This is a genomic window from Acinetobacter sp. 1294596 (genome assembly GCF_000582925.1).
In the GTDB taxonomy this organism is placed as follows: Bacteria; Pseudomonadota; Gammaproteobacteria; order Pseudomonadales; family Moraxellaceae; genus Acinetobacter; species Acinetobacter radioresistens.
The window spans coordinates 1-26,859 of the sequence record NZ_JFCC01000021.1 but is presented as its reverse complement, the minus strand read 5'-3'; the positions used below and the strand labels follow the sequence as shown (position 1 = coordinate 26,859).

The following is a 26,859-nucleotide window of genomic DNA, read 5'->3' as shown; positions in this document are numbered from 1 at the left end:
ATGTCGATCCAGCCAGATCAAAACAGTACAGATCAAGAGTCAAACACACCGGACAATAACCTGATTGACCAGTTCTTTAGTTCACAGGGTGTCACTATACCTGCTGATTTTAAGAGTGGGTTTGTGGCTATTGTCGGACGTCCGAATGTCGGTAAATAAACTTTGATGAACCACCTGTTGGGACAAAAACTCTCTATTACTTCCCGTAAGCCCCAGACAACACGACATAAAATTATTGGTATTGATAGCCGTGAAAAGTCACAGGCCGTTTATGTAGATACTCCGGGAATGCATAAGAAAGAAGTGCGTGCCATCAATAAGATGATGAACCGTGCAGCACATTCAGCCCTACGTGATGTAAATCTGGTTCTATTTGTGGTAGATGCCCATAAGTGGACACAAAATGATGACCTAGTGCTTGAGAAGCTGAAAAATGCTGAAATGCCAGTCATTCTGGTTATCAACAAGATTGATACTATTGAAGAAAAAAGGACATTGCTTCCTTTGATTCAAGAACGTACTAAACTCATGAATTTCGTGGAAATTGTACCAGTTTCTGCATTGCGTGGTGCAAATCTGGAACATCTGCGCGATACAATTGACAAGTATTTACCTTTCCAACCGCCGCTATACTCATTTGACCAGATTACTGACCGTTCAGAGCGATTCCTGGCATCAGAAGTAATTCGTGAAAAAATTATGCGACAGCTTGGTGAAGAGCTTCCATATGACCTGACTGTTCAGATTGAATCTTTTAAAACTGAGGAGCCGGCATTAAATGAGAAGACTGGCCGGATGAAAGCTGCCTGTACCTATATCGATGCCACCATTTTTGTTGACCGTCCTGGACAAAAAGCCATCGTGATTGGTGAAAAAGGTGCTAAGCTGAAAAAAATCGGGATGGATGCCCGTATTGATATGGAAAAAATGTTCGAACAGAAGATCATGCTGACGTTGTGGGTAAAAGTGAAAGGTGGCTGGTCTGATGATGAACGCGCGCTCAAGAGCCTAGGATATAGTGATATCTAAGGCTTAAGCTTTTTGCAGGAGTTCCGTAGTGATTAAGACAATGGCAATACTGATAAGCATTCTAATGCTGCAAGGCTGTATTCATAAGGTTGTTACGGTTCCTGTAAAGGTGGCTTATAAAACCACGAAAGGGGTAGTCAAGGGGACTGCGGCAGTGGTGGGTGCAGTTATCCCTGATGGGGATGATAAAGATCAGGCATCAGATCGGGACTAGCTCAACCCTATGCGCAATGAAGCTTTGCATGGTTACCTGATCCATTATCGTAAATATCGTGAGAAGAGTCATCTTGTCTATTTATTTACTGAGGAATATGGCCGGATTGACGGAATTTTACGTCAGGTCCCCCCGCCACAGTATCAATCTTTAGCACTTCAGGCTTCTGGTAAAGGTGAACTCAAAAATTTCAGTAAACTTGAAATCGTAAATCAGCCTATTTTCTTTTACGGTGATGCATTCTTCTCTGGCTTTTATTTAAACGAATTATTACTTCGGTTATGTCCGCTTGAAGAGGCGATGCCACAGACTTATCAGCAGTATCAGTTGACATTAGTCAAGTTACAGCAACTGGCAGTAAATACACAGCCCGGGCTGCTATTAAGACAAATTTTACGCCAGTTTGAACATATTTTGCTTGAAGAGCTTGGTTATGCTATCGATTTCTCGGTAGATGCCCATCAGCAGCCAGTTGAACCGGAACGACATTACCATTTTCAGATCCAGGAAGGTTTTATACCTGTACAAAAAGCCAGTTCAGCTACCTTGGCTGGCCAGAGCCTTCTCACAATGCTGGACTATGAAAAAGGTGCAGATTTCTCCCAGCCACAGTTACAGCTATTATCTCGACTTTATCGCCAGATGATTACATCTTTACTGGGTGACCGGCCATTGAAGAGCCGCCAGTTATGGATTCAAAATACTCATTCTCAATCTTAATCAGGAATTTATTATGGCTGCATTGCTTGGTGTAAACATAGATCACGTTGCTACTTTAAGACAAGCACGAGGCACCGTTTATCCGGACCCGGTGAATGCGGCACTGATTTGTGAACAGGCCGGTGCAGAGGGTATTACCCTGCATTTACGTGAAGACCGCCGTCATATTCAGGATGGTGATGTACGCCGTATGCGTCCAGCTTTGAAAACTCGTATGAATCTTGAGATTGCCGTAACTAATGAAATGGTTGAGTTTGCTAAAGAAATCCGTCCACAGCATGTTTGCTTTGTACCGGAGAAACGACAGGAACTGACCACAGAAGGCGGTCTGGATGTAGTGACTAATTTTGAAAAAGTTAAAGCAGCAACTCAGGCATTATTACAAGTTGGTTGTGATGTTTCTCTCTTTATTGATGCCGATCTGGCACAGATTGACGCGGCTATTGCCTGTGGTGCACCTACCATCGAGATTCATACCGGTGCTTATGCAGATGCTCATAATGAAGCAGAACAACAGGCAGAGCTTGAACGTATTATTAAGGGAACTGAATATGCTGCAGGTAAAGGCCTAGTAGTAAATGCAGGACATGGTTTAAACATTGACAACGTGACGCCAATTGCAGCAATTCCACAGATCCATGAATTAAATATTGGACATTCGATTATTGCAGATAGTCTTTTTATTGGACTGGCACAAGCTGTACAGCAAATGAAAGCAGCAATTAAGGCAGCACGTTAATTATGTCGACTTTAAACTATGATGAACTGATGCAGCCAGTAAAAGCTTTTCTCGGTTGTGAAACCCCGAAAGCCTGGCTGGATGAAGCACTGAATAATTTAGAGCTACTGATGCAGGACCATGCCAACTGTGAAAAAAAAGCAGCTGGTACAGCAATGAACCTGATGTTCCGTTACAGCTTTTTTACCGACTTGCAAGTCAAGCTGGCACAGTTAGTTCGTGAAGAGATGCTGCATTATGAACAGGTACTTGAGTTTATGGCTAAACGTGGTCAAGAATGGAAGGCGGTCAGTGCTGGGCGTTATGCAGCCGGCTTGCGCAAAGAAATTCGTACTTATGAGCCAGAAGCTTTAATTGATGTACTAATTATTGGGGCTTTTGTAGAGGCGCGTTCTTGCGAGCGGTTTTATGCACTTGCACCGCTGGTCGATGAAGAGTTAGGACGTTACTATCGCTATTTGCTTAAATCTGAGTCTCGACACTTCGAGGATTATCTGGCTTTGGCGCTCGACGTGGCCAAGACAGCAAAACTTAAAAATGCTGAAGAAGATATCCAGACACGCACTGAACATATCCGGGAAATTGAAAAAGCTCTGATTTTAAGTTCAGATGATCTTTTCAGGTTCCACAGTGGTGTTCCGGCTAAAACTGCAGCTTAACCCCGAGTGCTAATAAGAAATCCTTCTTTATGAAGGATTTTTTTAGTTTGAAAAAATAGTAGTTATTAAAAAACAGACAATAAAAAGCCCGCTTTAATGCTGCGGGCTTTTATATATTTGGCTCTCCCACCTGGGCTCGAACCAGGGACCTGCGGATTAACAGTCCGTCGCTCTACCGACTGAGCTATGGGAGAATCTGAATGCGATTATAGAGGGATTTTAAAGTGGGTCAAGCTTAAATTGTCATATTTCTGATGCTGGAGTCCCATATGCTTTTTATTTAGTCAAATATTGAAATAAAACAGAAAAAAGCTTTACAGTGCGAATCAACTGTTGCTAGATTAATAACAGAACAGAGCGCTTGAGTAAAACCAAGCAGTGTGGATTTAAACCAACTTGCCAGCACTAAAATGGCTAAACAGGAGAAGGCGAATGAATACGCTATCTATTTCTCAGATTTTCTCTCATTTTTCTTTATATCAGAAAAATTATCTTTCTATTATTCAAGATACTGAACAGTATTTTACGCCGGTAACAGAAGCCTTTATTGACCTTTGGCCAGCTGGTAGACATCAACTTTACTTAGGTGATCTGCTACAACTCTGGTTGAGTGAAAAGTGGTTAATAGAAAAAACCCATTCCTCAATTTTAGATACTCTTTCAGCAACACCGCAACAAATTCAGCAGCTGAAGAAAGATCAGTATATTTATCAAATCACAGGCAGCAACTTATCTGGTCGGAATCAGGCAAAAGTCTGGTCAGTTTCACAGCAAGATGTAGTCTCAGTGTCGTTAGACAGTGCCTTTAAGTTTTACTGTATTTATAAGGGAATAACCCGTCCGCAGAAGCACCATATAAATTCGGGTAAATTTCTGAAATCAGCAATTTAGAGAGAACTTAAAAATCCTAAGATAATAATTAACTTTATAGCTGGCCTATTTAAGATAAAAACGCTTAAAGAGAGCATTACTTTAATACTTTGAAGGCGTAAAGCTAGGTTAGAGTTTGCTGAAAAACAGGCTTGCTCGATTCGGGATTTTTAATCTGGAGCAAGCCGGAGAAGAATAACTGCTAATTACGGAGAATCATGCAAGTGGCTGTTGCAAAAGCATAAAGTTTTCCTTTTTCATCAAAAATTTTTCCTTCAGCAATACCAAGGTTCTTGCTGAGATTGATGAGGGTTCCTGTAGCTTGTAATTCTTTGTTTTTAGGGATTGGACGGCACATTTTAATATTTAAATCTATAGTTCCATATCCTGCACCTGCTTCTAGCATACTGTGAACTGCACAGCCTGTAACAGAATCCAGAACAGTTGCTGCAAAGCCTCCATGTACACCACCTAACGGGTTCAGATGCCGCTCATCTGCTTTCACCTTGAAGGTAACAGTACCCTGGGTGACTTCTACAGACTGCATGGGCATGGTTTTGCCAATGCTGGCTGAGGGCAATACCCCATCACGCATTGCTGTGAGCAGTTCAAGACCAGTCATTTGTTTGGGATCTTTCATTTTTCTTCCTGTTCTACTATTAATTTATAAAGTTCTAAAAAGGAACTTGTTATTAACTTAGCGGATCGATTAAATTAAAGTCAATAAATTTTTATATGTTAGACAGAAATGAAATGGTCTGAAACCCAGCAGCAGAACTGTCCTGTAGCACAAACACTTGCCATGATTGGTGACCGCTGGACTTTATTAATTATTCGTGATGCATTTTTAGGACTGTCCCGTTTTGAACAGTTTCAAAAATCATTGGGAATTACCCGGCATGTACTTGCAGAGCGTTTAAAACGTTTGGTTGAAGAAGGCATACTGGAAAAACAAAGTTACATAGACCGCCAGCAACGTTTTGAGTACGTGCTGACTGCCAAAGGTAGGGACTTAAAACCTATTTTAATGGCAATCGTCGAGTGGGGTGTGCAGTGGACAGATGCAGAAGAACCAAAATTTTATTTGAAAAAGGAAATATTGGAAGAATTAAAATAGACAGTGAACCCGAGCTAAAAAAGCCTGCTATGTAAGCAGGCTTTTCTAATTACAGGATTTATTTGGCAGCTTTTTCAGCCTCAACAGAAGCAACAGCTGCATCTACACCTTCAATGGAGTCTGCTGCTTTTTTAATACGTGCCAGAGCATCTACCAGTACTTCATCAGCAGTAGCATAAGAAATACGCATAAAACCTCCCAGACCAAATGCATCACCTGGAACTACTGCAACACCAGTTTCTTCCAGTAACCATTCAGAGAATTCTGTGCAAGATTTAAGACCTTTAGCACGAATAAGAGGTTTAATGTTGGCATAGGCATAAAAAGCACCATCTGCAGGCAAACAAGAAATACCATTGATTTCATTAAGACCATTTACAACAAGGTCATGGCGGCGTTTAAATGCTTCAATCATTGGCTCAAGTACATCTTGCGGACCATTAAGTGCAGCTTCTGCAGCCACCTGTGAAATTGAGGTCGGATTAGAAGTTGACTGAGACTGGATCTTTTTCATTGCCCCAATCAGCTTGGCAGGACCTGCTGCATAACCAATACGCCAGCCAGTCATTGCATAAGCTTTAGATACGCCATTTAATACGATGGTGCGGTCATATAAATCTGGCGCAACAGTTGCGATATTATAAAATTCATCATCCCAGCGGATCGGTTCATACATATCATCAGATGCAATATAAACTTCCGGATATTTGCGAAGGACCTCAGCTAGAGCTTCCAGTTCAGCTTTGGTATAAATCATACCTGTAGGGTTGGAAGGGCTGTTTAATACCACCAGACGGGTTTTGTCAGTAATTGCAGCTTCCAGCTGTTCAGGTGTAATTTTGAAACGCTGCTCTTCACCGCATTTCACAATAACAGGTACACCTTCAGCAATAATCACCATATCTGGATAACTAACCCAGTAAGGTGCAGGAATAATTACTTCATCACCTTTATTTAAAAGTGCGAGTGCAAGGTTAAAAAATGACTGTTTACCACCGCAAGAAACCAGAATCTGGTTTGGTTGGTAATCCAGATTATTGTCACGTTTAAACTTGGCAATAATTGCTTTTTTTAGGCCTGGCGTACCGTCAACAGCGGTATATTTAGTAAAACCATTATTGATCGCTGTAATAGCAGCGTCTTTGATGTGTTGTGGTGTATCAAAATCAGGTTCACCTGCGCCCAAACCAATCACATTCTTTCCAGCAGCTTTTAACTCAGCCGCTTTATTAGTTACAGCAAGCGTTGGGGACGGTTTGATGGCATTTACACGATCAGAGAGACGTACGTCCACGGCAATATTCCTTCTTATGGGGATTAAAAATAAAAAGCAATATTATCTTAGCGTAAAAACTGCTTAAAGGGCGTGTAAAAATTACCATATCAGTAAAAAAATGAAAAAGATGGAATCACCTCATGATGAAGCTACAAAAAATCCCGGAATGTCTGTTCGATTTGAACGGAAAAGCACGTTACAATATGGATTGTTTTATTTTGAGTTAGTGTATGAGCCAAAACAAAAAGCCACTGGTCAAGCTCCCGTTTCCAGTGCCGGCAGCCGATCATCCGGAGCAGGTTGCTGTACATAACCAGGTTCGCCCTAAAGCTGAAAACTATGCCGACCGTACATGGGCTCCGCCACGTGGCACTCGGCGCTCTATGGGTAAGCGTTAGTTATAAAAACAGGTAGATTGCCTGTTTTTATAACCCCACACAGTTTAATTTATAGCGTGCTGTTTTGGTAATAATGTTGTTTTTTCTGATACATCTGCTGATCAGCACGTTTTAATAAAGCTTCTATGCTTTCATTTTCCCTGCTCGTAGCACATCCCATGGAAATACTGATAGGTTGGCTGGCATAATACTGGTTATCAATCTTGAACAGTTCTTCAATAGTTTGCGTTACAGTCAGTGTTTCAGCTTCTGTAGCTGTAGGCAAGAGAATGACGAACTCATCACCTCCAATGCGTGATGCAGTATAACGGGTGTTTTCAATCGCCTGATTAAGTACGTTTCCGACTCTGCGTAATAGCCCATCACCAATATCATGACCTAAGGTGTCATTAATTTCCTTTAAACTGTTCATGTCTATAAAAATACAGGAAACAGGACGCAAACGGCTACGTTCAAGACGTTTGACTTCCTCAGAAAAGAAGGCCCGGTTGCAGAGCTGAGTCAGCACATCATGCCTGCCCAGATATTCCAGATAATTTTCAGCCTTTTTACGTGCGCTGATATCGGTTAAAGCGACCTGCACCATTCCCCAGTCTTTTTCATAACCGGGAAATACGGTAAATTGCAAAATAACATGACGGACACTGCCATCAAGCGCATAATTAACTGCTTCACGCTGGTGATGCAGATTACCATTCCAGAGTTCAATCAGCTGTTCACGGAAGGTCTGCTGCATCTCGTCAGCAAAAATCTGATCAGTATTTTTTAATAAACTCTCTTTATCTGGCGCTTTAAACAGGTCCAGTGTTGCCTGATTTACGTCGATAATCACAATATCATCGATACACTGGTTAACGAACTCACTATGAACATCTAAAAAGGTATGGAAATCCTGAATATTTAGCTGTTTTAGCTGATCAAAACGCTGTTTGATGCGACTGAAATCTTCTACCCATAAAGAAGTCGGTGAATAGATAAATAATGATTCGGCAAGAATGCGGTTCTTTTCTTCCTGACGTCGGGCATTTTCGTAGTGGGTAATATCTTCTGTGGTTAGAAGCAGGCGTGAAAGATCATGTTCATAACCAGGTAAAACGATAGCTCTTAACTGAATATCTAAACGTTTACCAGTTAGGGTATAATTTACAGCAGTACTAAAAAATTCGGTTTCTCCCTGCCATAGTGCTACTAGTTCCTGAATGTGGGTTTGATACATGTCCTGCTGAAAAATATTTGCAGTATGTTTAATCAGATCTTGCTGGCTGTCTGCTTCAAAAACTTCTAAAGTTTTGGGATTGACCCGAATGACCTTGATTTTATGAGCACAGTTGCGTACCCGTTCTATATCTTCTTTGAGAAATGCGGCCAGATCATTTATACCTTCTGAACGCCAGACATCAAACTGTTTTTTGATTTCACTATAATCTTCAAGCCACATGGGAATTGGAGAAAGATCAAATATTGAAGAATCAAACAGTTCCATGCTTATATCCACATTTTAGGTGACTGGCGAGAGTATAGGGGTAAACAGATTTTTTTAGAACAAATAAGCCGATGAAAATAAGTGGTTATCTGGATAACAGATATTTATGAAGCTGTAATTACTGAGCTGAATAAGTTAATAATCTAAAAATCTGTCATATTTTACTTTTAATATTTCTAGTTTCAGCCCAGTAATTTATAAATATATAATAAAATTAAATTTTAAGCTTTGGCAAGCCGATTGACCGGATGCTCAATTTCAATTTCTCCTTCCCAGAGGCGAATAAAATCCTGTTCATTAAAATCATAAAGTTCCATCAATGCGATGATGACACCAGTAAACACCAAGGCTCCTTCAGTATTTTCCGGGAAATCATAAATTTTACCATTGAATTTAGATAAAATATCACTGATTTCATGTTCGCGGCCACGTCCATAGCGGTCACGTGGATACATATCTTCATTAAGTACAATCAGGGCAACGGCTTTTTCAGCTTTTTTCAACCGGGTTTTGTCTAAAGCCGCCTCAAACGAGTCACTACCATGATTAAAATAGAAAATGACCTCATCATTAATAAATTGTCTTACCATATCTTGGGTCAGGGTCGGAAACTGTTTTAAAGCATTTCGTTCTACATAAGGCTTAAAAGATTCAGGAAGTATCACATTTTTTGAAATACCTTTAAAAAATGGAGCAATATCTGAAACTTTGTAGCCTGCAATACCACAGCCCAAGGCGGTAATAAAATATTTCATTTTAGGGTGGTTACGGGTATAAACCTTGAAATCCTCTACATAATGCTCAATCTGGCTAAGTGGCATTTGCTGAATATGCTCGTTTAAAGTGGGGATTGCATAACTTTGCCCCGCCCAACCTCGACCCACACCTTTTACTGCTCCAAAATACTGGTGGGCTACCCGGGCAGCGCCATCACTGTGTTCGCCTGCCAGATTACTGCCAAATACAAATACAGTATCTTCAGGCAAAGCTTTGATAATACTTTCATCGTGATATTGGTAGACCATATTAACCAGACTTTTCAGAGAAGTGTGTTGTCATGTTGCCGCTGAAAATGCATAGGGTCAAGTGAAATCTTGAGCGCTTTGAAGTGTAACCAAAACATAGCAAAAAGCTATCAGGAAACGCTTAAACATAAAAGAGTTAGTGCCTGAATTCTGTTAAAATATACAGGTCAATCATGAGCAGAGAAGAGTATCAGTGAGCGAGAGCCGTCCTTTTGAATTGGTTACACAGTATGCGCCTGCCGGAGACCAGCCACAGGCTATTGAGAAACTGGTTAAAGGCATCCAGCAAGGGTATAAAAGTCAACTGTTACTTGGGGTGACAGGTTCAGGTAAGACCTATACTATGGCGAATGTCATTGCACAAACCCAGCGGCCCACTATTGTAATGGCACATAATAAGACTTTAGCTGCCCAGCTCTATGGCGAATTTAAAGCTTTTTTCCCCAATAATGCCGTTGAATACTTCGTCAGTTATTATGACTATTATCAACCAGAAGCTTATGTTCCGTCCTCTGATACCTTTATTGAAAAAGATGCGGCAATTAATGACCACATTGACCAGATGCGGTTGTCTGCTACCCGTTCTTTACTAGAACGTCGTGATGCTATTATTGTCGCTTCGGTTTCTGCTATTTATGGCTTGGGGGATCCTGAAGCCTATATGAAAATGCTACTGCATATTGTTCAGGGAGACCGTGTTGGCCGTGACGATATTATCCGCCGTCTTGTAGAGATGCAATATACCCGTAACGAGCTTGAGTTTGTACGTGGTACCTATCGGATCCGCGGCGAAATTATGGATATTTTTCCGGCAGAGTCAGAACAGAATGCGATCCGTATTGAACTATTTGATGACGAAGTAGATTCAATACGCTGGTTTGACCCTTTAACTGGCAAAATGCTGCGCAAGGTACCCCGTGTAACAATTTACCCGAAAAGTCACTATGTGACACCAAAAGATAATCTGGTTCGTGCAATTGATACTATTCGTGACGAGCTAAAAGACCAGCTTAAATTCTTTCGCGAACACGATAAACTGCTTGAAGCCCAGCGTATCGAACAACGTACCCGGTATGATCTGGAAATGATGCAACAGCTGGGTTACACCAACGGTATCGAAAATTATTCACGCCACTTATCTGGACGCCGTCCGGGTGATGCACCTCCGACTCTGTTTGACTATGTACCTGATGATGCTCTGCTGATTATTGATGAATCACATGTTACTGTACCGCAAATTGGAGCCATGTATAAAGGTGACCGTTCCCGTAAAGAGAACCTGGTAAATTATGGCTTCCGTTTGCCTAGTGCGCTGGATAACCGGCCCATGAAATTTGAGGAATGGGAGCGGATTATACCCACTACGGTCTTTGTGAGTGCTACACCTGCCCGTTATGAACTGGAAAAGTCAGAACAGGTAGTAGAGCAGGTAGTACGGCCAACCGGACTGATTGATCCGGAAATTGAAATACGTCCAGTACTAACTCAGGTCGATGATGTGCTATCAGAAATCAACATACGTAAAAATTTAAATGAGCGTGTACTGGTGACCACTCTTACTAAGCGTATGGCTGAAGATTTAACTGCTTATTTGAAAGAATACGGGGTAAAAGTAGCCTATCTTCATTCAGATATCGATACTGTGGAGCGAGTAAAAATTATTCATGAACTTCGTACCGGGGTGTTTGATGTATTGGTCGGCATTAACCTGTTACGAGAAGGCTTGGATATGCCAGAAGTATCCCTTGTCGCGATTCTGGATGCAGATAAGGAAGGTTTTTTGCGTTCCGAGCGTTCACTCATTCAGACCATTGGTCGCGCCGCACGTAATATTAAGGGCAAAGCAATCTTATATGCTGACCGCATTACGGACTCTATGCAAAAAGCAATTGATGAAACAGAACGTCGCCGTAACAAACAGATTGAATTTAATGAATTGCATGGAATTATTCCGCGTAGCGCAGTGCGTCAGGTCATTAAAGAAATTGATACTGGAGAAGTATTAGCTGAGGACGAGATTGATGAGAAAATCACCGCGCAGGCACTTTCTCTGACAGCCGATGAACGGCATATTTTAGCTGATCCGAAACTTCTAAGTAAGCATATGGCGAAGCTGGAAAAAGAAATGCTTAAAGCTTCTAAAGAGTTACAGTTTGAACAGGCAGCCCGTCTTCGTGATGAAATTCTGCGGCTAAAAGCCCAAATGTTACAATAGTGGCAGGCTGAAAATTTTTCGCAGCAAATTCATAACATAACACTACATAGAGTGCAAAAAGAACGAGTTAAGTTAGATTATTCTGTGAAATAACTCTTTCATTTCTACGAGGTTTCATGTGCTATGACTAAAAATATATCAAAAGCAGGTTGGCAATTAACAAAGATTGCAGTAGGGGGAGCATTGCTGACTGGTCTTGCTGTCGGGACAATGGCATATGCGCAAAGTAAAACCATGCCTGTGGTTGAGCGAGTTGAACTGGATAAGTATCTGGGTGTATGGTACGAAGTAGCCCGAAAACCTATGTACTTTCAGCGAAAATGTGCGCGTGATGTTACAGCTACTTATACGTTAAATGAAAATGGCAACATAACAGTAGATAATCGCTGTTATACCCAGGAAGGTAAAATGATGCGTTCACTAGGTGAAGCATATGTGATTAACCCTCCATTTAACAGTAAACTTGAAGTCAGTTTCCTGCCAGAGGCAATTCGTTGGTTACCCTTAGGCCGAGGCGATTATTGGATCTTGAAGCTTGATGACAATTACCAGACAGTACTGGTAGGGGAACCTTCTCGAAAGTACCTTTGGGTACTGTCACGTACACCACAGGTTAAACAGGACGTGGTAAATGAATACCTGAATTACGCTTCTTCATTGGGTTATAAGCTTGATGATATTATTCATACTCAACATACGACTAAATAATAGATTTGTCTTGATCTTCTGAGTCTTAGAAAACATGTTTAAGTATGATTTTTAAATAAATAGATGAATTTTCCATTTATCTTTTCTGCTCCTTTATAATGCAAGATTAAAAAATAGAGGGGCAGTAGAAAGTGTTTAAAGGCGTTGTGCTATCCGTTACAGCATCACTCACCTTCGGGGTTCTCTATTTTTTTACAACCTTTCTTGCTCCTCTTAATAGTGAGCAAACCTTTGCTTGGCGTATGCTATCAACTTTGCCATTTCTGACATTTTTTATGTATTGGAGTGGTGATTTTAAATATATTTCTGCTATTTGGCAGCGGCTTAAAGCCAAACCTCAATTTATTCTAATGTTATTGGTTAGCTCCATTTTATGTACTTCCCAGTTATGGCTCTTTCTGTGGGGTCCAATGAATGGACGAGGCTTACAGGTTTCATTGGGCTATTTCTTATTACCACTGGTCATGGTGCTTATAGGATGTATTTTATTTAAAGAAAAGTTGTCAAGATTTCAGGTAGTGGCAGTAGCACTGGCAGCTATAGGTGTTGGCCATGAACTCTGGCGAATCGGCGGTATAGCTTGGGAAACAGCCTATGTCGCCGTAGCCTATCCCTTTTACTTCTTTTTGCGAAAAAAAATTCATACAGATCATCTGGGAGGCTTCTGGTGGGATATTGTATTAATTCTTCCGGTTGCAATTTATTTGAGCAGCATTGGTCTACATAGTTACAGCCAGTTTCTTGCTTATCCCCACCTATTCCCGGCGATAGCAGGTCTGGGAGCCTTAAGTGCTTTAGGCTTGGGCAGTTATATTTTGGCAAGCCGTTATTTGCCTATGGTAATTTTTGGCTTGCTCAGCTATCTGGAACCTGTACTGCTAGCCTTGGCTTCAGTTGCCTTGGGCGAAGCAATCTCAGGCGATGAATGGCTGACCTATATTCCTATCTGGTGTGCAGTATTGGTGTTAGTAGTAGAAGGAAGCTTACATTTATACCGACAGCAAAAAAATAAACAGGATCTGGTACGTAATCTGAAATCTTACCAGACCCGTTTAAAAGATGACTAGCTAGAGTCTTGAGTAAGAACTACATGATTTGCTAAGTGATTTTATTCACCCAATTTAAGTATTCATATCTCTAGAATTCTGAACAGATAAGCCTGTAAGATAATTTTGTAAAAAATTAGCGATATTTTATGAAATTATAAGCAATATATTGGAAAATATGACCAGCCCTTTCAGCTTTTGTTTCATTCTTGCCGATAATTCCATTACAATTATCGGGTTTTGAAATTCACGCCTAGATACATTATTAATTAGAGGACGTATTTGTGAGCAAAGACACTATCATCGCCCTGCACGCAGAACACCAAGGTCGCTGGAAAAACCGTGAAGAAATTGCGGAACGGATGATTGCGCTGATTGGCCAGTTATACCGTGAAAAAAATATTGTCACTTCTGTTTATGGCCGTTCTTTAGTTAACCGTTCAGTAATCCAGATTTTAAAAGCCCATCGTCGTACCCGCGTAATGGATGTAGAGCTTTCTGTTGTTCATACTTTTCCAATCCTTGAGGCATTGGTAAAAATCGACAATATCGGTTCTGCTGAGATTGATCTGGGTAAACTGGCTGTTGAATATAAGGAACAGGGGGGTGATGTTGACTCTTTTGTAAAAGAGGCTGTCAAGACACTAGAAGGTAACCCTGCTTCTGCACAGCCTAAAGATGTTGTACTTTATGGCTTTGGCCGTATTGGCCGTATTCTGGCGCGTCTGATTATCAGCCAGTCTGGTCTGGGCCGTGGTCTGAGCTTAAAAGCAATTGTAGTACGTAAAAGTGCAGATGGTGATCTGGCGAAACGTGCTTCTTTGTTGCGTCGTGACTCAATCCATGGTTCATTTGCGGGCACCATCTCAATTGATGAAGAAAATGAAGCAATCATTGCCAATGGTAACTATATCAAAGTGATCTACGCTTCTAGCCCGGCTGAAGTAGATTATACTGAATATGGTATTGAAAATGCTTTAGTTATTGATAATACAGGCAAATGGCGTGATGCAGAGGGCTTGGCTCAGCATCTGAATTGCCCAGGTGCTGCACGTGTTATTTTAACTGCACCTGGTAAAGGTGAAATGAAAAATGTCGTGTACGGCGTAAATCAGGCAGATATTCTGGATGAAGACAAAATCATCTCTGCTGCTAGTTGTACTACTAATGCGATTACTCCGATTCTTAAAGTACTGGATGAAAAATATAAAGTTATTAATGGTCATGTTGAAACAGTACACTCATTTACCAATGACCAGAACCTGATTGATAACTACCATAAAGCTGACCGCCGTGGCCGTGCAGCAACACTTAACATGGTAATTACTGAAACTGGAGCTGCTAAGGCTGTTGCTAAGGCATTGCCTCAGCTTAAAGGTAAGTTAACCGGTAATTCAGTACGTGTGCCAACACCAAACGTATCACTGGCAATTCTTAACCTGACTCTGGACCAAGAAGTTGATCGTGAAGAAGTGAACGAATTTATTCGTCAAATTTCAATCAACTCTAACTTGCAGGGCCAGATTGGCTATACCAACTCTACTGAAGTGGTATCGAGCGATTTCATCGGTTCACGTACCGCAGGGGTATTTGATGCACAGGCAACAATTACTTCTGGCAACCGTTTGACTGCTTATGTATGGTATGACAATGAAGTTGGCTATAGCTGTCAGGTATTACGTATTGCTGAGCAGATGGGTGGCGTAAGTTACCCTAAGATTCCTGCTGAAACTAATGCATAAGTCATAAGTATTTTAAAAAAACCTGGGTTCACCCGGGTTTTTTTATATCTGTACAAAAAAACTGCTGAACAACACATAGAAATTTATAACAATATTGATGAGTAAAAAAATAATATGTTGTTAAGGAAGATATTTTGCAAATAAAGACCATGCTAAGTGGAATAGCCTTTATTCTACTCGCGACCCTGTGCGGGGTGCTGATTGCCATTTGGGCATTTAAACATTTCAAGATCAACATTCCCTTACAAAATCAGGCAGTTGATATTGAATTACAGGAACCCTTGCAAGCACGCGTTAAAATTCATGAGGCCCTAGATGTGAATGTCAAAGGAAAAGTGAATGCCAGTATACCGATTCATGAACAGCTTGATATTCCACTATCTCAGACTTTAAATCCACGGGTATATTTTGATAATGAAGTACCTATCAATACTGTTATACCGGTAAAAGAAACACTTAAGGTGAAACAGGAACTACCTATTGATACCAAGGTCAAAGTCAGAATTTTGGGCAAAGATGTAACGTTACCGCTCAAAGGTAATATTCCTATTGATCTTGATGTGCCGATTGATATTAAAGTGCCTTTAAACCAGAAAGTACATTTAAAATTTACGGCTCCAGTCAAAACGGTCATTCGTGAAAATCTGAATATTCCATTGAATACAACATTGAATACAAGTATTCCCATTCAAGGTAGACTCAGTGTTCCAGTTAATGCGCCACTTTCTGCTTCGGTTGATGTCAAGAATATTCTGCCGGTAAAGATACGTAAGGGAGAGCTTTCAATACCCCTTGAACATATAACACTTAAGCGGGTTACGGCTGAACCGGCCAGTTCGCAAGCTTCCACCTTAAAATAGGAGAAGTTAAGGATGAATATCAGTAACTTCTCGTTAAAAGTCTGGCTGGCCAGTTTTATTTTAGTGAGTAGCTTAATTGCACTAGTGTTCTGGCTGTATTTAAATGTACAGGCTTCTCTACAGGTGAGCTCGACCCAGACCGATATTACTTTACCCCATTCTCTAGGTACCCGTATTCATGTAGGAGAATATCTGACTGCACAGACTATAGGGCGAATCAGTTCATCAATTGATCTTGATCACCACTTGGTTTTACCATTGGATGGCAAATATCTGGCAGATTTAAAATTTAATGTGACCACTCCTGTATCGGTACAAATTAAATATTCGACCATGCTCAAAATTAATCAGGTGATGCCCGTCGAAACGACTACAGATTTGATCTATAAAAACAAACTACTTCCAAAATTTCCTTTAAAACTCGATGTACCGGTAAATATTGATGTTCCATTTGAACTGAACCGGACTTATGAATTGCCCATCCAGATTGCATTTAATGGCCCGGTGTATTTCGAGTTTAACCAACAACCGATTAATGTGCATGTAAAGCATCAGCTTAATCCTTCTTTAGAACTGAATGATCCGATTAATATTCCTAAGATCGCTAACTTCGAAGCCACCATGTATAACGTTGAGCGTAATACCAAAGCCAATCTGGATATGAAAATGCTACTGCCGTTAAGTTATATTCAATATCAATAGAACAATTAAAAGTGGAATTAAATTATTTAGGTTGCTTATTTAAAACTAAGCGAGTTGCTGATTTAAAGCTATAAAAACCCTATAGAAAAACCGTCAAACTTTATAAGCATTTATGAAGCTTGCAAATACCGGCTTATAATAAACAATTGCTATATTTTCTATTCGAGAATTTAGTAAAAATATGGCAGAATAGGCGGTTTTAAGAGTTTTTAGAGGATTGGCATATGCGCTTTGTTGATGAAGCAGTCATTACCGTAGAGGCTGGCGACGGTGGCAATGGCGTAGCCAGTTTTCGCCGTGAGAAATTTGTACCTTTTGGTGGACCGGACGGTGGTGACGGTGGCCGTGGGGGAAGCATTTATATCCAGGCGGATGACAATACCAGTACGCTGGTCGACTATCGTTATACCCGTAAGTTCCGTGCTGAACGTGGCAAGAACGGAGCAGGTGCAAACTGTACCGGACGTGGTGGTGAAGACGTTGTTTTATATGTTCCTGTAGGAACGACTGTAGTGGATACAGAATCAGGCGATATTATTGGTGATCTGATTGAAAGTGGCCAGAGAGTACTAGTTGCCGGTGGTGGTGAAGGTGGGCTGGGAAATACTCATTTTAAGTCATCAACCAACCGTGCTCCACGTAAATGTACAACTGGTGTAAAAGGGGAGTATCGTGAGATCCGTCTGGAGCTTAAAGTACTGGCTGATGTAGGACTGCTGGGGATGCCGAATGCTGGTAAGTCGACCTTTATTCGTGCTGTTTCTGCAGCTAAACCTAAGGTAGCAGACTATCCATTTACCACTATGGTGCCAAATCTGGGTGTCGTTGATGCTGATCGTCACCGTTCATTTGTAATGGCTGATATTCCTGGTCTGATCGAAGGCGCGGCAGAAGGCGCAGGCTTGGGTATCCGCTTCCTGAAACATTTGGCACGTACCCGTATTTTATTACACATCGTCGATGTGCAGCCGATTGACGGTTCAGACCCGGTACATAATGCCAAAGCAATTTTACGTGAACTTGAAAAGTTCTCACCAACACTGGCACAGTTACCTGTGGTTCTGGTTCTCAACAAACTCGACCAGTTACCAGAGGATAGCCGTGAAGAATGGTGTGAACATATTCTGAATGAATTGAACTGGGATGGCCCGGTATTTAAGACTTCAGGTCTGCTAAGCGAAGGAACAAAAGATGTTGTTTATTATCTGATGGACCAGATTGAGCAGCAACGTGAACGTGAAATTGAAGACCCTGAATATGCAGCTCAGGTTAAGGCATTCCGTGAACAGCTTGAAGCTGAAACACGTGAGCAAACCATCGCCGCCAAAGAAGCCTATCGTGCAATGCGTCGTGCGCAACGTCTTGCAGATCATGAGGATGATGAGGACTTCGATGATGACGATGATGAAGTGGAAGTAATCTACGTACGTTAAGTAGAACTGAGGACATGATGATAGAAGTGGTAGATGGGCAGCGACAGCTCAAAGCTTGTAAACGTATCGTTGTAAAAATCGGCTCATCTTTACTCACAGCAAATGGTCAGGGACTGGATCTTAATGCAATTTCGCATTGGGCTAATCAGATTGCTGACCTGCATAAAGCCGGACATGAAATTATATTAGTGTCTTCCGGTGCTGTGGCAGAGGGGATGGTGCGCATGAAATTGAGCAGTCGACCCACAGATTTACCCAGTCTTCAGGCATGTGCTGCCATTGGCCAGATGGGATTAATCCAAACCTGGTCCAGTGTATTGGAAAAGCATGGGATTCAAACTGCACAGGTACTTTTAACTCACGATGATCTGGCAGACCGTAGACGTTATTTAAACTCATGTGATGCATTACAGCATCTGATTGACTGGCAAGTGGTGCCAGTTATTAATGAAAACGATACAGTCTCGACGGATGAAATCCGCTTTGGCGATAATGATACACTTGCTGCAATGGTAGCAGGACAAGTACATGCTGACCTGTTAATTATTCTGACAGACCAGCAAGGTATGTTCGACTCAGATCCGCGTTCCAACCCGCAAGCCAAACTACTTTCTACAGTGCGTGCACTTGATGATAGTCTGTTTGAAATGGCAGGCGGTGGCGGCGTACTTGGCCGAGGCGGTATGGTCACTAAAGTTCGTGCTGCACGTTTGGCCGCAAGATCAGGTTGTCCTACCCTGATTGCCAGTGGTGAAAGTGACAACGTACTTTCACGTCTGATGAGCGGTGAAATGCTGGGGACTCTATTTGCCACTGATAAAGATCGCATGACTGCGCATCAACAGTGGCTGGCTGCCCATTTACAGACCGCCGGGCGGCTTGTAATCGATGATGGTGCGATAGAAGCTATTCGTGAAAAACACCGTAGTCTGTTACCTGTGGGTGTTCGCGCCGTGGAAGGCCATTTTAATCGTGGTGATGTTGTGGAGTGTGTAGATAGCCGGGGCAAACGGATTGCAGTAGGCCGAGTGAATTTCAGTTCGCGCTCTGCGGAAATTGTAAAAGGTCTATCTTCCAATAAAGTTTATCAAGTTCTTGGTGAAGCACGCTCTCTAGAAATGATTCATCGCAATCATATGGCGATTTACTGAGATTCTTGTATTAATAAAAAAGCTCGCTCAGGCGAGCTTTTTTATAGGCTCTAATGTAGGCAGTTCAGCATCTTCTCCAACCATATAGCAGTAATCAGCCAGACTAAACATTTCTAGGTCTTCATAACTGTTCCCATACGCATAAACAGACTGGTAATCGGTTAATGTATATTTTTCTTGTATCCTTAACTTTTTCTGCTCGCAACTGCAATCTGGACTGCTATAAAATCCGCTCAATTTGCCCTGATGTACTTCAGTTTCAGTGCAAATCAGGTCTACTCCAAGCAGCCTGCAAAAAGGTTCAAGATAAAGATCGATTGAAGCCGATACAATAACAACATCGTCACCTTGTGCTTGATGTTGTCTCAGACGCCTTAATAATTCAGGATTAAGCTGGTGTACTAACAAGTGTGCATACTGTTCTGCCATTGAATGTATATTTTTGGCATTACTATCTTTAAACATGGCCGAAAACAATTTCGGGCGCATCTGGTGTGCAGTGTATAGCTTGAAATAATAGGCCTGAATCCAAGGGAGAATTTTCAGGCCTTGACGCATGATATGTCGTTTAGAGAGCGTATAAAAGATAAAGCCAGTAAAGCTGTCACTACGGCACAATGTACCGTCAAAATCAAATAGCGCAAGGTTTATAGCTTGATACGTTTGGCGCGTTGCATGCATGTCTGATATCGTCCATTGACGCGTGTGGCAAACCAGTTGGTATTATAGTCACGGCTTAATTTTGGTCCGGAAATGACTACTTCTGGCATAATGGCATAAATTGGTTCTTTACCTGTTTTTTCCTGGTAGAGTTTTTTTACTGCAAGGTAAGTTTGAGTATCTTCAAAGTCTTGCTCTTTTTCCTCCTTTAAATCAGAGCGAATTTGGCGTGGCGTAATCAGAACATTGTTTGCAGCAAAGACCGCAATCAGCTCACGTTCAGACTGGCTTTTGTTTGAACGGATGCTACCGTCTTTATTATAAAGTAGCAGGTCACCATCTAGGTCTAGCTCTGCTTCAGTTAAGTCATTAAGCATACTCTGAAAGGCTGCATTACGGCTTGAATAGCGTCCAGAGTTATAATCTGCAAAGCGGTAGAGCGGCTTGTCATAATCAGCAGGGGACATCATCAAACGATGGATCCCATAATATAGGCCGCCATTTTGGGTATACAGGTCGCTACGCAATTCAGCCATGTTCATACCAGAACGCTTATGCTCTTTGGCATAACCGATATGAACCTGCATTGAACCCAAGGTTGTAATCGGATTTAAACGTTCAGAAACATCTTGTCCTACCAGACGGGCGGCTCCGGTTAGAGCACTTACATGATAGTGTTTACTAAAATGATTAAACATTTCACGGTAGAGTTCATCCAGTTCACGTTCTGTTTTAACCTTGCGCATTCTGCTCAGGTAGTTATCATCCGGAGAAGGTTGGGTTTTCAGCATATTCTTAAAATATCCGGCCAGTGTTACACCCAGTTTATCTTCAAGACGCTGATCAACTTCACGTATAGCTTTTTCACCCAAACCCGGTACTTGCGGGTCAGCAACAAAGTTAGATTCTTGATCGACTACTGCAATAATTGTACAGATATTTTCCTTGGTTTTAGGTATTCCCAACTGGTCAGTAATCTCATATAAGTCGCCAGCCCAAGAGCCACGGTTTTGTACACGAGTAGGAATAAGCCGTTTAATCTGCTCTTCTTTTAATTCTGGCTCATCATTTTTAGACCACCACGAGCCTTCGCCGCAGGCAATCAGACTGAGTGACAGAACAAGAACACTTAAGGATTTAACGGCGGTTGTGCAGCGTAAATTTTTTTTCATGACAATGAAGACAGATGAGTACAGGGATAAGCACCTAAGGCGAATGAAGTATACTATGTCGCTAATAAAATGTACGAATATATATGTATATTAGAGAAGCCCGTTTAAAAAATAATTCTATATCCCTGTACATATTATTAAGCGACAGAGAATTGATGAATAAGATTTAATAATTCTAGTTGGCATGACCCTTGCTTTTAAAAAGATGAATATTCAACTTTTTAAATTTAGGGAAATAGGATGTATAAACCGCTTACTTTATCACTGGCTATATTGTCAGCTTTACTAGGCTCTACTTCAACTTTTGCAGAAGAGTTTAAAGTTCTTAAACAGATAAGTAATCAGCCGGGACTTTTAACGCAGGGAAAGTATAAAGATCAATATTATATACCCAGTACTTTAAAAACTATTCAATGGGGTTATCTGCCTAATAAAGATTCTCGACCAGTTCTAAGTGTGCCTACCGATAGTACTGTTATTTTTGATACTGTTTCCCATGAAGGCCTGCTCGAAGATCAGGGGCGTAATGCAGAAAAATATTTTCGTTCCCAGGGTGTAAAGCCAAAATATATTCTAGATGAAGCAAAGATGATTACGCAGTCTGCTTTAAAACATGATTTTAGTAAAGATGGACCACATATTGTGACGGGGCCTATTGAAATACAGGGGGCAATGCCGGGTGATATATTAAAGGTAGAAGTACTCAATGTTGAACCACGAGTTCCGTATGGGGTAATTTCTAACCGTCATGGTAAAGGCACTCTAGTAGGAGAATACCCTAAAAAAACAGTACAGGAAGGTGCTTCCCACTTACACCCGGAACGTTATGGCAATGTATCAGTTTTTACACCTATTGAGAAAAATGCTCAGGGAGAATATGAAGGTGTACTAAAAACACAACAGGGCAAGTCGATTCGTTTCCCTCTTGCACCATTTATGGGAATTATGGGTGTGGCTGCTAATACCAGTGAACCAGTAAATTCAATTCCACCTGCTTTCTTTGGCGGAAATATTGATATTAACGAGTTAGGTAAAGGCTCAACTGTTTATTATCCGGTCCAGGTTCCTGGCGCACTTTTCTATACTGGTGATAGCCATTTCGTTCAGGGCGATGGTGAAGTCGCTTTAACGGCACTTGAAGGTTCAGCACGCGCTACATTGAAATTTACACTGCTAAAAGCTGGAAAGGACAAAATTCCTGGTAAGGAGATTAAACATGTACTGGCTGAAAATGATCAATTCTGGATTACACCAGGATTAGATGAAGACCTTGATATAGCCATGAAAAAATCCACCCGTGAAGCTATCCGGTTCTTAAATCAGGAATATGGTATTGATGAAGCACTTGCTTATGCTTATTTAAGTGCTGCTACTGATTTTGAAGTTTCACAAGTAGTAGACCGGACTAAAGGAATTCACGCTATGATTCGAAAAGCTGATTTCAAAGAATTTAATCAGCCAGAAAAAAGCAGATAAATGGGAGAAGAGAGAAAATATCGATGAGGATATTTTCTCTTGCTCTTAAAGAAATATAGGGATACTTAAACTGAACTAACTAGCCTAATAATATGTTATGACTCTACATTTTTTATGATAAAAATATACATTCAGTCTTTAAGTGTCACTTTTATTTAATCAAATGATTATTCAGGTTGCCTAAGTAATTATAGGGGCTAAGCCCTTACATTTCTCGACCATCCTCTTACAGACCCAGCTTAATAGGGGGTATTAAATGACTTATAAAGCGATTTAAAAAGTAGAGGAATCAAAATGAAGAATATTTACGCAGTTCTTATACTTTCTTTAACTGGTACGTCATTTACGTCTTCTGTTATTGCTGCTTCTACCGCGGATCGACCTGCACCAGAAGCCATTGCTGCAGCCGAAGCCCAAAAAGCTGCTTTAGACTATCAATATGAACAAGAGCACAAATCATCCGCCTCTTCAGATTAGACAATACAGGGCTTTATAAGATACAAGCTGTGAACTTTAAAGCCCTGCCTTCAAAAACAGTTTTATTATAACTATATTAAACCTGTTCAAATTATATAATATTTATATTTTCTAAATAATAAAAAATTACTCTCTGTTTAATTATAAATGAATCTAATAATTCATAAAGGCTATAGCAGTTATACATAAAACCTTTCATCTCATTATAAAAAAGTAATTACAATTTACTAAAAGTGTGCATAATAATTTTATCTTTAGTTGAAAAGGTTCACTTATATGGATCCATCGCCGTGTCGATCAAAAATTATTTTTAATCAGCCTCATTTATCCGGAGGTCTAAACTAATGGAATTTTTATTAGATCCGGGCATATGGGTGGGTTTACTTACCCTGATTGTTTTAGAAATTGTTCTAGGTATTGATAACCTGGTTTTTATTGCCATTTTGGCTGACAAGCTCCCTCCTGAAAAACGGGACAAAGCCCGTGTAATAGGTCTTTCTTTAGCCCTAGTAATGCGTTTGGGCTTATTATTTGCTATCTCTTGGTTAGTCACTTTGACTCAACCGCTTATTACTGTCTTTGACTGGACTTTCTCCGGTCGGGATCTGATTCTTTTATTCGGTGGTCTGTTCCTGCTTTATAAAGCAGTCAGTGAATTACATGAACGGATGGAAGGTAAAACTGAAGTTAAAGTTACTACAAATGTAGCTTATGCAAGTTTTACTGCGGTTGTAGCCCAGATTGTTATACTCGACGCTGTATTCTCTTTAGATTCGGTGATTACTGCAATTGGAATGGTTGACAATATTTATGTCATGATGGCCGCCATGATTGTCGCTATGGCAGTAATGTTGCTGGCTTCCAAACCATTAACTGAATTTGTAAACCGTCATCCGACCGTTATTATCCTGTGTTTAAGCTTCCTGCTCTTGATTGGTATTAGCCTGATTGCTGAAGGATTTGGTTTCCATATTCCTAAAGGCTATATTTATTCAGGTATAGGTGTTGCAATTCTTATTGAGATATTTAATCAGTTTACTTCGCGAAATGCAGCAAAGCATGAGGCAAAAATTCCTCTGCGTCATCGTACAGCGAACTCGATTTTAAAACTGATGGGTGGACGTGTAGAAACTGTGGCTGATGCACAATCTACAGAAGCGCAAGATGCATTTGTAGATGAAGAGCGCTATATGATTGGTGGAGTACTGACACTTGCCGAACGCTCAGTAGCCTCAATTATGACTCCCCGTAACCAGATTTCCTGGGTAAACCTTGAGGATTCACCTGAACAGATTCGTGAACAGGTATTATCTGTTCCTCATAGCCTGTTTCCTGTATGCCGTGGTAGCCTTGATAAAGTAATCAGCGTGATACGTGCCAAGGAACTGCTAGATGTACTTGAAGATGAAGTCCAGCTAAAAGCCCTGTTAAAACAGCAACGTCCAATCTACATTTTTGAAAAAATGAAAGTGATTGATGCGATTAATACTTTGCGTACTTCCAAAGGCTCGCTAGTATTGGTCAATGATGAGTTTGGTAATATCCAGGGACTTATTTCACCACTAGATGTATTTGAGGCAATTGCAGGTGAGTTTCCAGATGCCGATGAACAGCTTGACCTGGTAAAGATTGATGAAAGCACTTGGAAAGCTGCTGGAAGTCTGGATTTGTATCAACTAGAACTGGAGCTTGGCATGCTAGACCTGGTAGAAGATGATGCAGACTATGTGAGTGTAGCTGGTCTGATTTTAGATAAAATTCAGGATAAGATCACAATCGGTACTCAACTAGATTTCCGGGGTGTACATTTTGAAGTGACAGAACTGGAAGGTAACCGAATCAAGACTGTTCAGATTACACATCAATCATAATCTGGTCTTTTAAAAAGAGCTTCTTTAAGAAGCTCTTTTTTATTTTAATGTATTCATATGCAAGCCTAAATTTAAACAGAGAAGAGCAAGCATCGTTTAAATAACTAGAATAGCCCGTTATATGCCGGTTTATATAAACTATACTTTATGGACCACGAACACAGTTACGACCTTCACGTTTAGCTTGATAAAGATAGTGATCAGCAATTTTGAAAACTTCTTCAGTGCTTTTGGAGCTCTCTGGCCAGTATGCGATACCAATAGAAATAGTTACCGGGCCAGACAGGTTGGTAATATTCGATTCTATTTTTTTTCTTAAACGTTCAGCACTGTTATAGACTGCTTTTTTATCAATAGTAGGCATGAGTACAGCAAACTCTTCTCCTCCACAACGACAGCAAATATCATCTTTACGAAAATTGGTTCTTAAATGACCGGCAATTTGTTTTAAAACTATATCACCTTGAATATGGCCATAAGTATCATTAATTTTTTTAAAATAGTCGACATCAATCAGGAGAATAGAAAAAGGTGTATGGTTATCTACCATTTCTTTAATAAAGATATCGATCCCCCTGCGATTGTACAAGCCAGTGAGAGGATCAGAATTAACATGATGATTCATTTCTGAAATTTTCTTACTAAAATTTTGTGCACTTAAAAGTAAAGATAGTTTGAATTTCTGTACTTCATAATACCAAGGGCTAATCGCTTGAATTTTCTGTTCTATTTCTGGCTGGTTAAGACGACTCGCCATTTTAGCCAAGTGATTCAAGGGGGAAGAAATGAATAGTGAAAGTTTCCAGATCACCAAAAAGATCAATAGATAAAATAATAGGATAACAACTGATACTTTATAAATTACTGAATTTGCCTGTTTAAGTAACTCTCTGGTTGGCTGTTGAGAAACCACAATCCAGTTGGTAGTAGAAATACGAGCGAAACCTGCTAAATTTTCTATTCCTTGACTGTTAATGAGCTCTACTCGCCCTCTATTGATTTGGTTCATATAAGAGAGGGCAGTATTGTTAGTCATAATGCTACCTATTCTCGCGGAATCGGGATGAAAGATAATCTGTCTGCTTTGATCGATCACATACATATAATTTTTTTTATAACCGTATTCGCTGGCAAGAAGGTCACTGATAATATTTTTTTCATTTAAATTGATAACAACCCCCATATAGCCCTGATAAATATTTTGCTTGTTGAAGATTGGTTGAGCTATAAAAATAATTAAATTGTGCCTGATAGAATAATAAGGTTGAGAAATATAGGGTTGTTTACTCTGTGCTAGATGCTTGAAGTTTAGAAGATCCTGATTTGTCAGTTGACCGCTATCAAAACTGGCCGGACTAAAATTAAGAATATTTCCTCGACGGTCACCAATGATTACCGCATTAAAATAATGAGCTTGATTCTTCAGGCGATCGACTTCATATTGCCGTAATTTATTATTATCAAAAGAATAACTAACGGCTAAAGTACTATGCTTGAGTTCAGATAAAAGATTTCTAAAATAGTTGTCAGTACTATTCGCGATCTTAAAAGCATATTCATAGTTCAAGGCAAGTGAATCATTTATTAATTCTTTTTTAGCAATATAGTGACCAATGAGTAAGGAGATAATAAATAAAGAAGAAACAGCAAATATGGTAAGAATAAGGATTAGTTTTCTTAAGTTAAGGTTAAGGGCATGAATAAAGCTAATATGTGACATGGTGCATGAAATCTATATCAACAGTGAAATATTCTATCTTATTTTGTATGTTCTTGGTTAATATTTGTTCTTTTTATTTTTAGATATGGGTTAGTT

The 26,859-nt window shown here is 40.4% G+C and carries 24 protein-coding genes, 1 tRNA gene and 2 pseudogenes; 19 read left to right on the top strand and 8 right to left on the bottom strand.

Annotated elements, in window-relative coordinates; translation table 11 throughout:
- The 5 genes and pseudogenes from era to J502_RS09080 all read left to right on the top strand — a co-directional run bounded on the left by era (position 1) and on the right by J502_RS09080 (position 3,361).
- Positions 1-1,029, top strand: a pseudogene (gene era, locus J502_RS09100) (GTPase Era).
- A gap of 40 nt (positions 1,030-1,069) precedes the next feature.
- On the top strand, positions 1,070-1,243 hold the full coding sequence (locus J502_RS09095) for an NF038104 family lipoprotein (protein ID WP_217449019.1): 174 nt from the start codon (positions 1,070-1,072) through the stop codon (positions 1,241-1,243).
- A gap of 9 nt (positions 1,244-1,252) precedes the next feature.
- Positions 1,253-1,963: a DNA repair protein RecO gene (gene recO / locus J502_RS09090; RefSeq protein WP_005019373.1), complete on the top strand. Its 711-nt coding sequence runs from the start codon at positions 1,253-1,255 to the stop codon at positions 1,961-1,963.
- A 13-nt stretch (positions 1,964-1,976) separates the two neighbouring features.
- Complete coding sequence (gene pdxJ / locus J502_RS09085) at positions 1,977-2,702, top strand: pyridoxine 5'-phosphate synthase (RefSeq protein WP_005019374.1); 726 nt, start codon at positions 1,977-1,979, stop codon at positions 2,700-2,702.
- 2 nt (positions 2,703-2,704) lie between these two features.
- Entirely contained in the window at positions 2,705-3,361 is a 657-nt protein-coding gene (locus J502_RS09080; RefSeq protein WP_005019376.1) for a MiaE family protein, read from the top strand.
- Positions 3,362-3,479: 118 nt separating this feature from the next.
- Here the strand turns inward: J502_RS09080 and J502_RS09075 are convergent.
- Positions 3,480-3,555: transfer RNA gene (locus tag J502_RS09075), tRNA-Asn, on the bottom strand.
- A 238-nt stretch (positions 3,556-3,793) separates the two neighbouring features.
- On the opposite strand from J502_RS09075, the gene J502_RS09070 reads away from it, so the two are divergent.
- A complete protein-coding gene (locus J502_RS09070; RefSeq protein WP_005019377.1) occupies positions 3,794-4,252 on the top strand; it encodes a hypothetical protein in 459 nt (152 codons plus the stop codon).
- Positions 4,253-4,433: 181 nt separating this feature from the next.
- On the opposite strand, the gene J502_RS09065 is transcribed toward J502_RS09070, so the two are convergent.
- A complete protein-coding gene (locus J502_RS09065) occupies positions 4,434-4,871 on the bottom strand; it encodes a PaaI family thioesterase (protein WP_005019378.1) in 438 nt (145 codons plus the stop codon).
- A 108-nt stretch (positions 4,872-4,979) separates the two neighbouring features.
- Here J502_RS09065 and J502_RS09060 point away from each other — a divergent pair.
- Positions 4,980-5,294: pseudogene (locus tag J502_RS09060) on the top strand (winged helix-turn-helix transcriptional regulator); the annotation flags it as partial.
- A gap of 112 nt (positions 5,295-5,406) precedes the next feature.
- Here J502_RS09060 and J502_RS09055 read toward each other — a convergent pair.
- Complete coding sequence (locus J502_RS09055) at positions 5,407-6,642, bottom strand: pyridoxal phosphate-dependent aminotransferase (RefSeq protein WP_005019381.1); 1,236 nt, start codon at positions 6,640-6,642, stop codon at positions 5,407-5,409.
- A 212-nt stretch (positions 6,643-6,854) separates the two neighbouring features.
- On the opposite strand from J502_RS09055, the gene J502_RS16950 reads away from it, so the two are divergent.
- Complete coding sequence (locus J502_RS16950; protein WP_005019383.1) at positions 6,855-7,022, top strand: hypothetical protein; 168 nt, start codon at positions 6,855-6,857, stop codon at positions 7,020-7,022.
- A 49-nt stretch (positions 7,023-7,071) separates the two neighbouring features.
- On the opposite strand, the gene J502_RS09050 is transcribed toward J502_RS16950, so the two are convergent.
- The gene (locus J502_RS09050) at positions 7,072-8,505 is read right to left on the bottom strand and encodes a sensor domain-containing diguanylate cyclase (RefSeq protein WP_005019387.1); all 1,434 of its coding nucleotides are present in this window, start codon (positions 8,503-8,505) and stop codon (positions 7,072-7,074) included.
- Positions 8,506-8,726: 221 nt separating this feature from the next.
- Positions 8,727-9,530, bottom strand: coding sequence for an A1S_2505 family phage non-structural protein (locus J502_RS09045; RefSeq protein ID WP_005019388.1), 804 nt, complete (start codon positions 9,528-9,530; stop codon positions 8,727-8,729).
- 193 nt (positions 9,531-9,723) lie between these two features.
- Here J502_RS09045 and uvrB point away from each other — a divergent pair, with 193 nt between their 5' ends.
- The 8 genes from uvrB to proB all read left to right on the top strand — a co-directional run bounded on the left by uvrB (position 9,724) and on the right by proB (position 19,387).
- Positions 9,724-11,745 (top strand): excinuclease ABC subunit UvrB, encoded by a 2,022-nt coding sequence (gene uvrB, locus J502_RS09040; protein WP_005019389.1) that lies wholly within the window; start codon positions 9,724-9,726, stop codon positions 11,743-11,745.
- Positions 11,746-11,868: 123 nt separating this feature from the next.
- On the top strand, positions 11,869-12,453 hold the full coding sequence (locus J502_RS09035) for a lipocalin family protein (protein WP_005019391.1): 585 nt from the start codon (positions 11,869-11,871) through the stop codon (positions 12,451-12,453).
- Between the two features lie 131 nt (positions 12,454-12,584).
- Complete coding sequence (gene rarD / locus J502_RS09030) at positions 12,585-13,520, top strand: EamA family transporter RarD (protein ID WP_034683873.1); 936 nt, start codon at positions 12,585-12,587, stop codon at positions 13,518-13,520.
- Positions 13,521-13,783: 263 nt separating this feature from the next.
- Positions 13,784-15,241 carry a glyceraldehyde-3-phosphate dehydrogenase gene (locus tag J502_RS09025; protein WP_034683871.1) on the top strand — a complete coding sequence of 486 codons (1,458 nt, stop codon included), beginning with the start codon at positions 13,784-13,786 and terminating at the stop codon, positions 15,239-15,241.
- Positions 15,242-15,390: 149 nt separating this feature from the next.
- The gene (locus tag J502_RS09020; RefSeq protein ID WP_171072018.1) at positions 15,391-16,101 is read left to right on the top strand and encodes an MFS transporter; all 711 of its coding nucleotides are present in this window, start codon (positions 15,391-15,393) and stop codon (positions 16,099-16,101) included.
- A 12-nt stretch (positions 16,102-16,113) separates the two neighbouring features.
- Positions 16,114-16,803, top strand: a complete 690-nt coding sequence (locus J502_RS09015) for a hypothetical protein (protein WP_034683868.1) — start codon at positions 16,114-16,116, stop codon at positions 16,801-16,803.
- Between the two features lie 224 nt (positions 16,804-17,027).
- Positions 17,028-18,236, top strand: a complete 1,209-nt coding sequence (gene cgtA / locus J502_RS09010; protein ID WP_005019400.1) for an Obg family GTPase CgtA — start codon at positions 17,028-17,030, stop codon at positions 18,234-18,236.
- A gap of 17 nt (positions 18,237-18,253) precedes the next feature.
- Complete coding sequence (proB, locus tag J502_RS09005; RefSeq protein WP_005019402.1) at positions 18,254-19,387, top strand: glutamate 5-kinase; 1,134 nt, start codon at positions 18,254-18,256, stop codon at positions 19,385-19,387.
- A 27-nt stretch (positions 19,388-19,414) separates the two neighbouring features.
- On the opposite strand, the gene J502_RS09000 is transcribed toward proB, so the two are convergent.
- Positions 19,415-20,068, bottom strand: coding sequence for an HAD family hydrolase (locus J502_RS09000; RefSeq protein WP_005019403.1), 654 nt, complete (start codon positions 20,066-20,068; stop codon positions 19,415-19,417).
- A complete protein-coding gene (locus tag J502_RS08995; protein WP_034670422.1) occupies positions 20,035-21,219 on the bottom strand; it encodes a DUF1615 family protein in 1,185 nt (394 codons plus the stop codon). Before J502_RS08995 ends, J502_RS09000 begins: the two co-directional genes overlap by 34 nt.
- Positions 21,220-21,459: 240 nt before the next feature.
- Between J502_RS08995 and J502_RS08990 the strand changes: the two genes are divergently transcribed.
- The 3 genes from J502_RS08990 (at position 21,460) to J502_RS08980 (ending at position 25,043) form a co-directional block, all read left to right on the top strand.
- On the top strand, positions 21,460-22,695 hold the full coding sequence (locus tag J502_RS08990; RefSeq protein ID WP_034683867.1) for an acetamidase/formamidase family protein: 1,236 nt from the start codon (positions 21,460-21,462) through the stop codon (positions 22,693-22,695).
- Between the two features lie 294 nt (positions 22,696-22,989).
- A complete protein-coding gene (locus J502_RS08985; RefSeq protein ID WP_005019406.1) occupies positions 22,990-23,172 on the top strand; it encodes a hypothetical protein in 183 nt (60 codons plus the stop codon).
- A gap of 344 nt (positions 23,173-23,516) precedes the next feature.
- On the top strand, positions 23,517-25,043 hold the full coding sequence (locus tag J502_RS08980) for a TerC family protein (RefSeq protein WP_005019408.1): 1,527 nt from the start codon (positions 23,517-23,519) through the stop codon (positions 25,041-25,043).
- A gap of 145 nt (positions 25,044-25,188) precedes the next feature.
- Here the strand turns inward: J502_RS08980 and J502_RS08975 are convergent, their stop codons facing one another.
- Positions 25,189-26,763 (bottom strand): sensor domain-containing diguanylate cyclase, encoded by a 1,575-nt coding sequence (locus tag J502_RS08975; RefSeq protein ID WP_034683865.1) that lies wholly within the window; start codon positions 26,761-26,763, stop codon positions 25,189-25,191.
- Positions 26,764-26,859 lie beyond the last annotated feature (96 nt).

Bases quoted from the DNA above. Each gene is read 5' to 3' on its own strand.
- J502_RS09095 (WP_217449019.1), top strand. From the start codon at position 1,070: ATGGCAATACTGATAAGCATTCTAATGCTGCAAGGCTGTATTCATAAG.
- recO (WP_005019373.1), top strand. From the start codon at position 1,253: ATGCGCAATGAAGCTTTGCATGGTTACCTGATCCATTATCGTAAATAT.
- pdxJ (WP_005019374.1), top strand. From the start codon at position 1,977: ATGGCTGCATTGCTTGGTGTAAACATAGATCACGTTGCTACTTTAAGA.
- J502_RS09080 (WP_005019376.1), top strand. From the start codon at position 2,705: ATGTCGACTTTAAACTATGATGAACTGATGCAGCCAGTAAAAGCTTTT.
- J502_RS09070 (WP_005019377.1), top strand. From the start codon at position 3,794: ATGAATACGCTATCTATTTCTCAGATTTTCTCTCATTTTTCTTTATAT.
- J502_RS09065 (WP_005019378.1), bottom strand. From the start codon at position 4,871: ATGAAAGATCCCAAACAAATGACTGGTCTTGAACTGCTCACAGCAATG.
- J502_RS16950 (WP_005019383.1), top strand. From the start codon at position 6,855: ATGAGCCAAAACAAAAAGCCACTGGTCAAGCTCCCGTTTCCAGTGCCG.
- J502_RS09050 (WP_005019387.1), bottom strand. From the start codon at position 8,505: ATGGAACTGTTTGATTCTTCAATATTTGATCTTTCTCCAATTCCCATG.
- J502_RS09045 (WP_005019388.1), bottom strand. From the start codon at position 9,530: ATGGTCTACCAATATCACGATGAAAGTATTATCAAAGCTTTGCCTGAA.
- J502_RS09035 (WP_005019391.1), top strand. From the start codon at position 11,869: ATGACTAAAAATATATCAAAAGCAGGTTGGCAATTAACAAAGATTGCA.
- J502_RS09020 (WP_171072018.1), top strand. From the start codon at position 15,391: ATGCTAAGTGGAATAGCCTTTATTCTACTCGCGACCCTGTGCGGGGTG.
- J502_RS09015 (WP_034683868.1), top strand. From the start codon at position 16,114: ATGAATATCAGTAACTTCTCGTTAAAAGTCTGGCTGGCCAGTTTTATT.
- cgtA (WP_005019400.1), top strand. From the start codon at position 17,028: ATGCGCTTTGTTGATGAAGCAGTCATTACCGTAGAGGCTGGCGACGGT.
- proB (WP_005019402.1), top strand. From the start codon at position 18,254: ATGATAGAAGTGGTAGATGGGCAGCGACAGCTCAAAGCTTGTAAACGT.
- J502_RS09000 (WP_005019403.1), bottom strand. From the start codon at position 20,068: ATGCATGCAACGCGCCAAACGTATCAAGCTATAAACCTTGCGCTATTT.
- J502_RS08995 (WP_034670422.1), bottom strand. From the start codon at position 21,219: ATGAAAAAAAATTTACGCTGCACAACCGCCGTTAAATCCTTAAGTGTT.
- J502_RS08990 (WP_034683867.1), top strand. From the start codon at position 21,460: ATGTATAAACCGCTTACTTTATCACTGGCTATATTGTCAGCTTTACTA.
- J502_RS08985 (WP_005019406.1), top strand. From the start codon at position 22,990: ATGAAGAATATTTACGCAGTTCTTATACTTTCTTTAACTGGTACGTCA.
- J502_RS08980 (WP_005019408.1), top strand. From the start codon at position 23,517: ATGGAATTTTTATTAGATCCGGGCATATGGGTGGGTTTACTTACCCTG.
- J502_RS08975 (WP_034683865.1), bottom strand. From the start codon at position 26,763: ATGTCACATATTAGCTTTATTCATGCCCTTAACCTTAACTTAAGAAAA.